A 13152-nucleotide genomic window follows, 5' to 3' on the forward strand; every position below is an offset into this window, starting at 1 on the left:
ACGCCGGTCCGGCGGAGGGAACCGGCAGGGTGACCCCCTCCGCCAGGCCGGCGTTCCTTCAGCTGGTGAGGTTGGGCTTCACCAGCACAAGACCTTGCTCGATCCCGCTGATCGCCACGGTCCCGCTGGCGTAGAACGGATGCACGTTCCACGCGCCGTTGAACCCGCTGGAGTTGCCGGCGGGGTAGATGTCGAAGTACGCGACCTCGGTCAGCCGGTTCTCCGCGATCCCGGTGATGTCCAGGATGCGCAGTCCTGCGCGGTAGTTCGCCTGGTAGGAGTACTTGCCGACGATGTACTGGTTGTGGTCGGTCGCGGTGATCGTCGGCGAGGTGTACACCCCGGTGTTGACCGGGTTGTCCAGGTCCCGCACGTCCCAGATGAACGTCTTGGTGCCCGGCTGGTCTGAGTCGAGCTCGTCGTCCAGCAGCAGCCGCTGGTGGTCACCGGTCAGCCAGCCCTGGTGGCTGTAGCGCACGCCGGTGTAGCCCTTGCGCGCGATCTGCCGCGGGCTCGACTTCGTCGTCACGTCCACAATGGTCAAGGTGTCGACGTTGTAGTTGAAGCAGATCTCGCGTCCCTGGTATGTCGTGTCCGGGCCGCGGTAGACCACGCACTGGTTCTCGTGGACGTAGCCGTCGTTGCTGACACATCCGGCGTTCACGGGGTTCTTCGGGTTACGGACGTCGACCATGTGTACGCCGCCGTTGCACGTGTTCGAGCCGACCGCGTAGATGAAGCCGGTCTCGTTGTTCACGGCGAGCGTGTGCGACGGGCCGAAACCGGTGTACCGCGCGTCCGGCGTGAAGGTCTGCGGCGTCGTGACGGTACGCAGCCTGGTCAGGTCGAACACCTGCATGCCGTGGCCGCTGATGCCGTCGGCACCGATGTAGGCGTGGTTGTTGTGGACCTTGACGTCCCGCCACGAGCTGCTGGTTCCGTTGTGCGACGGCAGGTTTCCGAGGTACCGCGGGGTGGTCGGCGTGGAGATGTCGACGAACGAGGCCCCGTTGGACCGGGCCATGATCGCGTACTCCTTGCCCGTGGACGAGTCCGTCCAGCCCCACAGGCTGTTGCCCTGGCCGCCGCCGATGCTGGACAACGGCAGCACGGCCAGCAGATCCACGTTCTTGCACGGGTACTGGTTGGCCATGCCGTTCACGCACGGCACCGCGGCGGCACCGGCCACCGCGGGCGAGCGGTCCGGAGGTTGCAGGTCGGCCGCGAACTTCGCGTGCGCCGCGCGGCCTTCCGGTGAGTTGGGGTCATGTGCCGAGGCCGGGCTCGACATGATCGCGGCGACACCGACGGCCAGCAGGGCCAGCCCGGTCAGCCGTTCCGGAAACCGCATGGCAGTTCTCCTCAGCGCGGATGCAGGTTCGCGTCAGGTGATTCTTGACGGTAAATCGCCAACAGACGAGCGGGATGCGCCGATCGGAGGGAATCCGAGGTGTTAATTCACCAGTTACGGGTATTCCGGCGGTAAACGGTCATCGGCAAGGCGTCCGGTCGCAGAAAAGCCCTGGTCACCTCCCGTACGCGATGTCCGGGCACCGGATTTGGGACCCAGTTCCGCGACACGGTCACCAACGCGGTCGTCATCTCCGCCATGGCGAATGCCTCCCCTGTACACCGATGACGGCCCGCGCCGAACGGCACCAGCGCGCTGGTCCGTGCCTGCTCATCGAGCGGCCGGTCGGGGTCGAACCGCATCGGGTCAGGAAACAGGTCCGGGTCGCGGTGCAGCGTGGGCAGGCTGATCATCACCTGCGCGCCGGCGTCGATGGTGACGTCGCCGAGCCGGACGGGTTCGAGGGCCTTGCGCATCAGCAACCAGACCGGCGTGTGCCTGCGGACCGTCCCGGCCACCACTCGGTCCACATAGGACAGTCTGGGCAGGTCGGCCGCGGTGACCGGTCTGCCGCCCAGCACGGTGTCGATCTCGGCCAGCATCCTTCGCCGCACCGGTGGATTCACGGCCAGTTCGTGAAACGCCCAGGACAGCGTGATCGCCGTGGTGTCCGTCCCGGCCATCAGGATGTTCAGCACCTGCGTGCGGATCTCCGCGTCCGTCATCGGACTGGCGACCAGCATGGACAGCAGGTCGCCGTGATCGGCGCCGGAGTCGCGGTACGCCTTGGTCACGTCGTCGACGATCGTGGTGAACCAGCGCAGTGCCGCGTCGAACCGGCGGTTGCCCGGTGTGGGGATTCGCTCGTACACGGCCGGTAACATCGCGCGTTTTGTGATTCCGTCCAAAACGGGGCCGAGCGAACGGCAGACCTCCCCGACCGCGGCCGATCCCAGATCGGCACGGAACAAAGCCTTCGCGGTGACCGCGAGCGTGATCCGGGAAACCTCACGGTCGAGCACGACGACTTCACCGGCCCGCCACCTATCCACGAACCGTTGTATTTCCGTGCGCATGATGTCGACATACGCGTCTGTCCGGTCACGGTGAAAAGCCGGTTGCATGATCCGCCGCTGCCGCATGCGCACCGGTTCGTCCGCGGTCGCCAATCCGTCGCCGAACAATTGTCGAGCATTCGCAAATATCCGGTTCCGGCCGAACCGGTGCGCGTCCGTGACGAGAACCCGGCGGATCAGTTCCGGAGAATTGATCTGATGCACCGGAACAGTGCCGAGACAGCACGTGACCACATCGCCCTGGTCACGCAGGCGCCGCAGGAACCGCATCGGATCACGGGCCATGGCGGGACCATGACCGAGCAGGGGCATCCGGCCGGCAGCGACCCTCACAGCCCCACCCCCGGCTCGGTCTCCCGATCAGGGTTTGCGCGCCACCGCCGCCAGCAACGAGGAGTGCGCAGGCAGATCGTGCACGAGCCGGAGCTGCGTGTCCGGGCGCCACTGCGACGTGTAGACCACCCCAGGTTCCGCCACTTCCAGGCCGCTGAGCACCCCCTCGATCCAGGCCCGTGACCTTGCCACGCCCGCGCTCGACGTCGTCTTGGACGACTCCACCAGGTCCTTCACCTTGTCAGCGCCGTCCGCGCCGCTGTCGCTGATGTGCGAGAGCACGAAATAGCTGCCCGGTGCCACCGCGTCCAGGTAACGCCGGACCGTCCGCTCGGCCTCGTCGTCGTCGAGCACGTAGTGCAGGGAGGACGCCATCAGCACGGCGATCGGCTCCTCGAAGTCGAGCAGCGCCGACGTCGTGGGATGGTTCAGCACGCCTTCGACGTCCCGCATGTCGGCGCCGATCATCTCCACGCCGGTGACGTCCGCCAGGATCAGGCCGCCGTGGGCGACCGCGACCGGTTCCTGCTCGACGTAGACCACGCGCGCGCCGGAGTCGATGTCCCAGGCCATCTCGTGCACGCTCTTGGCCGTCGGCATACCCGAGCCCAGGTCGAGGAACTGCCGTATGCCGCGAACCGCGCAGAACCGCACCGCACGGCCCAGGAACTGCCGGTTGTAACGGGCGAGATCACCGACCCACGGCATTCGATCAATCGCCTGCCGCGCCATCATTCGGTCGATGTCGAAATTCCAGTTGCCGCCGAGCAGATAGTCGTACACCCGTGCCGGGCTCGCTCGTTCCACGTCGATGTCGACGGGTATCCATGGCGCGTGATCGGTCACTGCCGGTTCACATCCCTCGCTGTCCCGGGACTGATGGGATCGGAAAGGCGTAAACGCTACTCGCTCCCGGGCGCCGAATGCGGAACAGTACCCGATCGGACGATTCACGCACACCAGCGACACTCCCCTCGTGAGTGTTTATCGGTGTTAGAACACCGATAAACATTCACGAGGGGACATGTCGCCGGCGGCTGGTTGGTGGCGCCGGCTTCGATCGTCCGCACCCCTACTTCCCCCGATGATCACGGTGGCGGAACTGGTTTTAGGGGTGGCGGAACGAGCGGTTGATCAGCAGAGTGGGCGGACCGGATGAGTCCACAAGGGAGACAGACGTGCCGAACCTGCTCAAGCGCGCCTCAGTCCTGGCCGCCAGTGCCGTCACCGCCGTCGTGCTCGGCACCGGCACGGCCCACGCGGCGTTGACACCGAGCCAGCTGATCGCCGTGACCGACGACTACGCGTTCTCGAAGTCGCTGTCGCAGTTCACCTCGATCCGCAACAACCGGCCGTACGCCAGCCAGTTGGACTGGTCCTCGGACGCCTGCTCCTGGTCGCCGGACAACCCGTTCGGGTTCCAGTTCAAGCCCGCCTGCCACAGGCACGACTTCGGCTACCGCAACAACAAGCGCCAGAACCGCTTCACCTCGGCCCAGAAACTGCGCATCGACGACAAGTTCAAGGCCGACATGTACTCCACCTGCGGCAGCAACAGCGCCTGCAAGGCCACGGCGGAGGTGTACTACGCGGCCGTGCGCCAGTTCGGCTGAGTGGCGCAACGTCGGACGGTGCTCGACCATGGCTTGCGAGCACCGTCCCAAACCCCGTTCAGCTGGGCTCCGTGATTCCTCCGCCTTGGTCACTCCGTTGCTCGAAGGACAACGCATGACTCGAACGACGGTCGACCCGGACGACGGCCACGTGCGATACCTCACGCCCGATACGTGAGGTGACAAGCATGCAAAGTGGGACGTGAGCACGGGTGAGGATGGCCCGAGCTGGTATCGCGGACCGATGAGGAGACACAGTGGCTGATCCGGCGGCTGAGATCGCGGCCTTCTCCTACGAGCTCGGTCTGTTGAAGCGGATGCGACGGACCGGGTGGTGGCACGTCGGCGTGCGCGATCCGGAATCGGTCGCGGAACACAGTATGCGTGTCGCCCAGCTGGCTGGTCTCCTTGCCGCTGAGGGAGGTGCGGACCCGGCGAAGGCCGCATATCTGGCGTTGTGGCATGACACGCAGGAGACACGGACCGGCGACCTCCCGCACACCGCCAAGCCCTATGTGGACAAGCCGGATGCGCGTCGGATCACGGCCGATCAGACCGCGGGGTTGCCGGATCGCGCGAAGGAGTCGGTGCGCCGGGCGGTCGACGAGTACGAAGACGGGCGGACGATCGAAGCGTTGTGCGCCAGGGACGCTGACAAGCTGGAGATGCTGTTGCAGGCGGTCGAGTACCGCGAGATAGGTGTTCAGCGGGTGGACGGCTGGATCGAGTCCGCGCGCGAAAGTCTGAACACCGATATCGCGAAGCGAGTCGCGGAAGCGGCGCTGAACGTGTCGCCGTTGGCGTGGCGTGATCGCTAGCTACGCGTCCTTTCGAGGAGCGCGAACAGGTTCTCCCAGTGGCGCTTCTCCGCGGCCTCGTTGTACGCGGCAGTGTCGGACATCGTGAAGCCGTGCGGGGCGCCCTCGTACACCTCGGAGCGATAGGTCACGCCGGCCTCGTCCAAAGCTGCCTCGAAGACCTTGATCTGTTCGGCCGTCATCGCGTGGTCCTGGTCGGCGTGCGCGAAGTACGCCTCCCCCGTGATGTTCCCGACCCGCAGATGCGGGCTGTCGGGCTCGTCGGTCGCCAGGCGACCGGCGTGGAACGTGGCCACAGCCTTGATCCGCGAAGGGTGGGCCTCAATGGCGCGCAACGCGTTCGTGCCGCCCATGCAGTAGCCGACCACGACCACGGGCTCCGGGGACACCCCCGGCTGAGCGGCGAAGAAGTCCAAGTAGGACTCTGTGTCCGCGGTGATCGCCGCCGTGTCCAGTTGCTGGATGAAGGGCATGATCTTGCCGAACAGGGCTCCGCGGCGTTCGGGGTCCCGCATGTCCGCCATGTCGAACTGGGGGCAGGGACCGCCTCGGTACAGGATGTTCGGCGCCAGCACCGCATAGCCTTGTGCCGCGATGCGATCGGCCATCTCGTACAACCTGGGCCGCAGGCCGAAGGCGTCCTCGAAGAGCAGCACGCCCGGGTGCGGCCCGCCGTCCGGGACGACCAGGCGGGAATCGGCGATTCCGTCCTTTGTGGGCACGTCGACCATCATTCGAAAGCTCCTGTCACCGACGCCGAACCAGTCGGCGACATTACTCCTCGTCCGACGGCTCCGGCCCGCCACCGCGGATCGAGTACAGCACCGACTCCAGTTCCTCCGGTTTGACCAGAACCTCCCGCGCCTTCGAGCCCTCCGACGGCCCGACCACGCCCCGGCTCTCCAGCAGGTCCATCAGGCGCCCGGCCTTCGCGAAGCCGACCCGCAACTTGCGTTGCAGCATCGACGTCGAGCCGAACTGCGATGTCACGATCAGCTCCGCCGCCTGCAGCAGCACGTCGAGGTCGTCGCCGATGTCGGCGTCGATCTCCTTCTTCTCCCCGCCGCCCGCGGTCGTCACGCCGTCGGTGTACTCCGGCTGCGCCTGTTCCTTCGTGAACGCGACGACGGCCTGGATCTCCTCGTCGCTGACGTACGCGCCCTGGATGCGGATCGGTTTCGACGCGCCCATCGGCAGGTAGAGCCCGTCGCCCATGCCGATCAGCTTCTCCGCGCCCGGCTGGTCGAGGATGACCCGGGAGTCGATCAGCGACGACGTGGCGAACGCCAGCCGCGACGGCACGTTCGTCTTGATCAGACCCGTGACCACGTCCACCGACGGCCGCTGGGTCGCCAGCACCAGGTGGATGCCCGCGGCACGGGCCTTCTGCGTGATCCGGACGATCGCGTCCTCCACGTCCCGCGGCGCGGTCATCATCAGGTCGGCGAGCTCGTCGACGATCGCCAGGATGTACGGGTACGGCCGGTATTCGCGCTCGCTGCCCGGCGGCGCGGTGATCTCGCCGGACTTCACCTTCTTGTTGAAGTCGTCGATGTGCCGGACCCGGTTGGCCTGCATGTCCTGGTAGCGCTGTTCCATCTCCTCGACCAGCCACGCCAGCGCGGCCGCCGCCTTCTTCGGCTGCGTGATGATCGGCGTGATCAGGTGCGGGATGCCCTCGTACGGCGTCAGCTCGACCATCTTCGGGTCGACCAGGACCATCCGGACCTCGTCCGGCGTCGCCCGCGCCAGCAGCGACACCAGCAGCGAGTTGACGAAGCTGGACTTACCGGAACCGGTGGAGCCCGCGCAGAGCAGGTGCGGCATCTTGGCCAGGTTCGTGGTGACCATGTTGCCTTCGATGTCCTTGCCGAGGCCCACCACCATCGGATGCGGGTCGTTGACCGCGACCGGCGACCGCAGGATGTCACCGAGCCGGACCATCTCACGGTCGTTGTTCGGCACCTCGATGCCCACCGCGGACTTCCCGGGGATGGGCGCGAGCAACAGGATGTTGTCGGTGGCCACCGCGTAGGCGATGTTCTTGGTCAGCGCGGTGATCTTCTCGACCTTCACGCCGGGACCGAGCTCGACCTCGTAGCGGGTCACGGTCGGGCCCCTGGTGAAGCCGGTGACCTGGGCGTCCACGTTGAACTGGTCCAGCACGCCGGTGATCGCCTCGATGATCATGTCGTTCGCCCGGCTGCGGCTCTTGGGCACGTCGCCCTCGGTGAGCAACGTGGGCGGCGGCAGTTCGTAGTCGCCCTCCACGACCCGCGCCGTGGCCATCGGCAGCTTCTCCTGGACCGCCTGCTTCTTCGGCTTCGGCTCGCGCGCCGGTTTGGCCGGCACCGGCTGCTCGACCGGCGGTGGCGGCGCGGCGGGCGCTTCGGCGGCGGGCGGCTCGGCCATCGAGGCCTGACGGCGCCGGGACGGGCGGCGGAGCTTGACCTCGGCCGGTTCGGCCTCGGGCTCAGGCTCGGCCTGCTGCTCGTCGATCAGGTCCTCGGGGTCCCGGCCGAGCTCACGCAGCCGGTTGGGGATCTCCCGGATCGGGGTGCCGGAGAACAGCAGGATGCCGTACGCCAGCGCCAGGATGAGCAGCGGGAACGCCACCCATCCGGTGACGCCCTTGGCGAGCAGGCCGCCGGAGACGTATCCCAGCGCGCCACCGCCGAACATCTGCTCCGCGTTCGTCTCGCCGCCGTTGAGCAGGTGCAGCATGCCCAGCAGTGAGAACGTCATCAGCAGCGAACCGATGACCAGCCTCGGCCGGGCGTCGGGTTTCGGGTCCGACCGCATCAGCGTCACGCCGATGACGATGAGCACGAGCGGGAACGCCACCGCGCCCGCGCCGATCACCGACCGGACGCCGATCTCCACGTTCCGTCCGATTGGACCGGCCGCCCGCCACCACACCGCGGCGGCGATGATCACGGCCAGCGCGATGTAGCCGAACGCGAGACCATCGCGGCGGTGCGCGGGGTCGAGGTCCTTGGTCTTGCCGAGGGTGCGGGCGAGCCCGCCGACCCCCTTGGCCAGCAGGTTCCAGGTGCCCTTGACCGCCTTACCAGCGGTTCCCTTCGACTTGCGGGCCGCCGGGCGGGCCGGGGCGGGCTTCTTCGCCGCCGCGGCGGGCTTCTTGCGTGCGGTGGTTCGCTTGGCGGTGGTGGACCGGCTCGTCGCCATGCGTCCCACGGTAGTCGCCCTCGCCTCTCTGGTCCCAGCCGTAACAGGCCAGCCCAGGTCGCAAGGCCATGACCCGGGCATGCCATGCTCCGCACCATGGTTGCGCTGTACCGGGACGGACACGAGCCGACACGCCGCGCGGACAGGCAGGCATCTGTGCCGCTGATCTGGCGGACGATGCTGGAGATCGACCGCGCGGTGGTCGCGTCGGTCGGCAAACTCACGGTGACCGGTTCCGTGCCGCACGAGCTGCGGAACAAGCCGCTGGTGATGGCGGCCAACCACATCGGTGTGTTCGACGCGCTGGTGCTGATGAAGGCGTGCTACTCGATCGGGATCGCGCCACGGTTCATGCTCGCGGGCGGCCTGCTCGACACCCCGGTGCTCGGCTGGGCGCTGCGCGAGTCCGGCCACCTGCGGGTCGAGCGTGGCAAGGCGACCGTCCTGGAGTCCTTCGCCAACGCGGTGGAGGCGATCAAGCACGCGGACGCCCCGCTGCTGGTGTACCCGGAAGGCCGGATCACGCACGACCCCGGCATGTGGCCGGAACGCGGGAAGACCGGCGTCGCCCGGATCGCCCTGGCCGCCAACGCGCCGGTGATCCCCATTTCGCAGTGGGGCGCGCACGAGGCGGCGTACTGGGGCACGGAGACCGTCACCGGCTGGAACGACGTGAAACCGGTGCTGACGTCCTTCCTGCGGGCACTTCGGCAGCGCCCGAGCTTCAAGGTGCACTTCGGCGACCCGGTGGACCTCTCGGACCTGTCCGCGGCCAAGCCGGGCGACGCGGTCCGCGCCCACAAACGGATCATGCAGGCGATCACCGACAACCTGGTCGCCCTGCGCCCGGACGAGCCGGACCTGCCGAAGTTCCACGACCCGACCCGGCCGACGGACACCGTGTCGCCCTGGCGCGACCGGTGGACCGGCACCCCGTGAGGTGTGTCTCAGCTGGTGAAAAACCCTTCACCGTTCCGGTCCACGGTCACGCAGACTGACATGAGTGACCACTAACACGCAGACACTGGTTACGTCGAGGACCAAGGGCACTGCCCTCGTCCTGGCCGCCTCGGCCTTCTTCGCCACATCGGGACCGTTGGCGAAGCCCGCGATGACCGCCGGGCTGAGTCCACAGCAGGTTGTCAGCGTGCGGATCGGCCTGGCCGCGCTGATCCTCCTCGCCGGGGTCGCGGTGGTCAGGCCGAGCCTGCTGAGGATCAAGCGGGGCGACTGGCGCGTACTGCTGGGTTTCGGCCTGTTCGGCGTCGCCGGGGCGCAGACCTTGTACTTCGCCGCGGTGTCACGGCTGCCGGTGGGCATCGCGATGTTGCTGGAGTTCATGTCGCCGGTGCTGGTCGCCTTGTGGGTGCGGTTCGTCCGGGGCACGGTGCTGCCGGCCAAGGCGTGGGCCGGGACCGCGCTCGCCCTGGTGGGCCTGGCGATGGTCGCGCAGGTCTGGGACGGGCTGCGGCTGGACGTGGTCGGCGTGCTCGCCGGTATCGGTTCGGCGATGTGCGCGGCGTGCTACTTCCTGCTCGGCGAACACGGGCTCACCACAAGACATCCGTTGACGATGGCGACCTACGGCATGCTCGTCGGCGCCGTGCTCCTGATGGCGATCGCGCCGCCGTGGCGGCTGCCAGGCGAGATCCTGGTGGCAGACACCCCGTTCGGTCCTGTGTGGACGCTTCTGGTGACGGTCGCCGTGGTGAGCACGGTGATCGCGTACGCGGTCGGGATGAGCGCGTTACGGCATCTTCCGTCCAATGTGGTCAGTGTGCTGTCGTTGGCCGAGCCGGTGGTCGCCACGACCCTCGCGTGGGCGTTCCTGGCCGAACAGCTGGATGTGATCCAGATCATCGGCGGCCTGACGCTGCTGGCGGGAGCCTTTCTGGTCCAGCGTGCGTCTCAACCCTCAGCAGGAGGACAACTCCACCCGACGACCGAAGACCTGGCCGCGGTCGCCCAACGAGACTGAACAGCGAGACTGAACAGCGAGACCGAGCCTCGGGACGGCACGCGCGAGGCCCGGCAGGACGTCGGGGGAAACTGGGGGTAGGGCCCGGCCGCGCACGCGGTCGGGCCCTCGCACGCGTCACACCGGAATGACCGTGGGCACGATCATCGGACGCCTGCGGTACTTCTCCGCGACCCAACGGCCGACCACGCGGCGCACAATCTGGGCGATGCGGTGCGTGTCGGTGATGCCTTCCGCCTCGGTGCGCGACAACTCCATCTCCACCAGGGCGACGACCTCGTCCAACGCCTTGGGATCGTCGGAGAACCCGCGCCCGGAGATGGTCGGCGGCGCCACGGCGCGCCCGGTGCTGTCCTCGACCGCCACGGTGATCGAGATGAAGCCGCCCTCCCCCAGGATCAGCCGATCGGACAATGTGGACTCACCGACGTCGCCGACGGACAACCCGTCCACGTAGACGTGCCCGACCTCGACCCGGCCGACGATCTTGGCGATGCCGTCCACCAGGTCGACCACCACGCCGTCCTCGGCCAGCACGACCTGCTCCTCGGGGACACCCGTCGCCACGGCAAGAGCCGCGTTGGCCCGCAGGTGCCGCCACTCGCCGTGCACCGGCATCACATTGGACGGCCGGACCGCGTTGTACAGGAACAACAATTCGCCCGCGGACGCGTGCCCGGACACGTGCACCTTCGCGTTGCCTTGGTGCACAACGTGGGCGCCGAGCCGCGCGAGGCCGTTCACCACACCGAACACCGCGGTCTCGTTGCCGGGGATCAACGAACTGGCCAGCACGACCGTGTCACCCGGCCGGATCGAGATCTGCCGGTGCTCGCCCCGGGCCATCCGGGACAGCGCGGACAGCGGCTCGCCCTGGCTGCCGGTGGAGACGAACAGCACCTCGTGCTCCGGCAGCTCCATCGCCTCGTGCAGGTCGATGAGCAGGTTCTCCGGCATGGTCAGCAGGCCGAGCTCCCCGGCGATGCCCATGTTGCGGACCATCGAGCGGCCGACGAACGCGACGCGCCTGCCGTGGTTCACGGCGATGTCGAGCACCTGCTGCACGCGGTGCACGTGGCTGGCGAAGCACGCCACGATCACCCGCTGGGTCGCCCGCGCGATCACGTTGTCCAGCACCGGGCCGATCTCGCGCTCGGGCGTGACGAAGCCCGGGACCTCGGCGTTGGTCGAGTCCACCAGGAACAGGTCCACGCCTTCGTCACCGAGCTGCGAGAAGCCGCCGAGGTCGGTCAGCCGGCCGTCCAGCGGCAACTGGTCGAGCTTGATGTCCCCGGTGTGCAGGACCAGGCCCGCGGGTGTGCGGATCGCCACCGCCAGTGCGTCCGGAATGGAGTGGTTGACCGCGAAGAACTCCAGGTCGAACGGCCCGGCGACCCGGCGTTCCCGCTCGGTCACCTCGACCAGCACCGGGTCCTGCCGGTGCTCCTTGCACTTGGCGGCCAGCAGCGCGAGGGTGAACCTCGAACCGATCACCGGCACGTCCGCGCGCAGCCTGAGCAGGAACGGGACCGCGCCGATGTGGTCCTCGTGGCCGTGCGTGAGCACGATCCCGTCGATGTCGTCCAGCCGGTCCTCGATGGCCCGGAAGTCCGGCAGGATCAGGTCGACGCCGGGCTGCTGGTCCTCCGGGAACAGCACGCCGCAGTCGACGATCAGGAGCCTGCCGTCGTACTCGAAGACAGTCATGTTGCGGCCGACCTCGCCGATTCCGCCGAGAGCGACCACGCGGAGCCCACCGTCGGCCAGCCGCGGCGGGAGGTTCTGCGAGGTTTCGATCACCTACTAACCGTCTCAGATGACGATCGCACGGTGTCAGGCAGTCCGAGTGTCACGCCCGCGACGGCCAGATCGGCGGCGATCGCGGCGGTCTGCGCCTCGGTCGCGGGCGTGATCGGCAGCCTCGGGTCACCCACGTCCAGGCCGCGCAGCCGCAGGGCGGACTTGACGAACGCCAGGCCGAGCCCGGGGCCCGTCCGGCTCATCGCGCGGTTGACCGGCAGCAGGCCGCGGTTGATCTCCAGGGCCTTGGCGACGTCACCGGCCTCGTAGGCGTCGACCAGCGCACGCAGCCGGTCGGCCGCGACGTGCCCGATCACGCTGGCGAAGCCGACCGCGCCGACCGACAGCCACGGCAGGTTCAGCACGTCGTCACCGGAGTAGTACGCCAGATCGGTGCTGGCGATCACGTCGCACCCGGCGTTCAGGTCGCCCTTGGCGTCCTTCACCGCGACGATCCGCGGGTGCTCGGCCAGGCGGAACAGCGTCGCGGTCTCGATCGGAGTGACCGCGCGGGGCGGGATGTCGTACAGCATCACCGGCAGGTCCGTGGCGTCGGCGATCGCGGTGAAGTGCGCGATCAGGCCCGCCTGGGACGGCCGTGAGTAGTACGGCGTGACGGCCAGCAGGCCGTGTGCGCCCGCGGCGGCCAGCTTCTTGGCGATGTGCACGCTGTGCGCGGTGTCGTACGTGCTGCCGCCGCTGACGATGGTGGCCCGGTCGCCGACGGCCTCGGCGACGGCACGGACGAGGTCGACCTTCTCGTCGTCGGTCGTGGTCGGTGCCTCGCCGGTGGTCCCGTTGACCACCAGACCGTCGTTCCCGAGATCCACCAGGTGCACGGCGAGCTCCTGGGCCTTGGCCAGATCAAGCGCGCCACTCGCGTCGAACGGGGTGACCATCGCGGTCAGAACACGGCCGAACGGGCGGCCGGGAGCAGCGGAAGGACATCTGGTCATGTCGCTGAAGGTACCCCGTCCACCTGCGGGGATTCGCC

11 protein-coding genes are annotated in these 13152 nt (G+C 68.1%); 4 read left to right on the plus strand and 7 right to left on the minus strand.

What is annotated here, in order from left to right; genetic code table 11:
* Positions 1-58 precede the first annotated feature (58 nt).
* The 3 genes from GC106_RS04100 to GC106_RS04110 all read right to left on the minus strand — a co-directional run bounded on the left by GC106_RS04100 (position 59) and on the right by GC106_RS04110 (position 3606).
* On the minus strand, positions 59-1351 hold the full coding sequence (locus tag GC106_RS04100; protein ID WP_173124411.1) for a choice-of-anchor B family protein: 1293 nt from the start codon (positions 1349-1351) through the stop codon (positions 59-61).
* Positions 1352-1458: 107 nt separating this feature from the next.
* A complete protein-coding gene (locus GC106_RS04105; RefSeq protein WP_173124413.1) occupies positions 1459-2760 on the minus strand; it encodes a cytochrome P450 in 1302 nt (433 codons plus the stop codon).
* Between the two features lie 27 nt (positions 2761-2787).
* The gene (locus GC106_RS04110; protein WP_173124415.1) at positions 2788-3606 is read right to left on the minus strand and encodes an SAM-dependent methyltransferase; all 819 of its coding nucleotides are present in this window, start codon (positions 3604-3606) and stop codon (positions 2788-2790) included.
* Between the two features lie 332 nt (positions 3607-3938).
* Between GC106_RS04110 and GC106_RS04115 the strand changes: the two genes are divergently transcribed.
* Positions 3939-4373, plus strand: coding sequence for a phospholipase (locus tag GC106_RS04115; RefSeq protein ID WP_173124417.1), 435 nt, complete (start codon positions 3939-3941; stop codon positions 4371-4373).
* 257 nt (positions 4374-4630) lie between these two features.
* A complete protein-coding gene (locus GC106_RS04120) occupies positions 4631-5191 on the plus strand; it encodes an HD domain-containing protein (RefSeq protein WP_312872398.1) in 561 nt (186 codons plus the stop codon).
* Here the strand turns inward: GC106_RS04120 and GC106_RS04125 are convergent.
* Complete coding sequence (locus tag GC106_RS04125; protein ID WP_173124419.1) at positions 5188-5925, minus strand: dienelactone hydrolase family protein; 738 nt, start codon at positions 5923-5925, stop codon at positions 5188-5190. The two genes, GC106_RS04120 and GC106_RS04125, sit on opposite strands and share 4 nt — an antisense overlap.
* 40 nt (positions 5926-5965) lie before the next feature.
* A complete protein-coding gene (locus GC106_RS04130) occupies positions 5966-8380 on the minus strand; it encodes an FtsK/SpoIIIE family DNA translocase (RefSeq protein ID WP_173124421.1) in 2415 nt (804 codons plus the stop codon).
* A 96-nt stretch (positions 8381-8476) separates the two neighbouring features.
* Here GC106_RS04130 and GC106_RS04135 point away from each other — a divergent pair, with 96 nt between their 5' ends.
* Complete coding sequence (locus GC106_RS04135; RefSeq protein WP_173124423.1) at positions 8477-9319, plus strand: lysophospholipid acyltransferase family protein; 843 nt, start codon at positions 8477-8479, stop codon at positions 9317-9319.
* Positions 9320-9383: 64 nt separating this feature from the next.
* Positions 9384-10358 (plus strand): EamA family transporter, encoded by a 975-nt coding sequence (locus tag GC106_RS04140; protein ID WP_173124425.1) that lies wholly within the window; start codon positions 9384-9386, stop codon positions 10356-10358.
* Between the two features lie 117 nt (positions 10359-10475).
* Here GC106_RS04140 and GC106_RS04145 read toward each other — a convergent pair whose 3' ends face one another.
* Both GC106_RS04145 and dapA read right to left on the minus strand, forming a co-directional pair.
* Complete coding sequence (locus GC106_RS04145) at positions 10476-12158, minus strand: ribonuclease J (protein WP_312872399.1); 1683 nt, start codon at positions 12156-12158, stop codon at positions 10476-10478.
* Positions 12155-13114 carry a 4-hydroxy-tetrahydrodipicolinate synthase gene (dapA, locus tag GC106_RS04150; RefSeq protein ID WP_173124427.1) on the minus strand — a complete coding sequence of 320 codons (960 nt, stop codon included), beginning with the start codon at positions 13112-13114 and terminating at the stop codon, positions 12155-12157. The genes GC106_RS04145 and dapA overlap by 4 nt, the downstream gene beginning before the upstream one ends.
* Between the last annotated feature and the right edge of the window lie 38 nt (positions 13115-13152).

The organism is Kibdelosporangium persicum (genome assembly GCF_013280595.1).
GTDB classification, from domain to species: domain Bacteria; phylum Actinomycetota; class Actinomycetes; order Mycobacteriales; family Pseudonocardiaceae; genus Kibdelosporangium; species Kibdelosporangium persicum.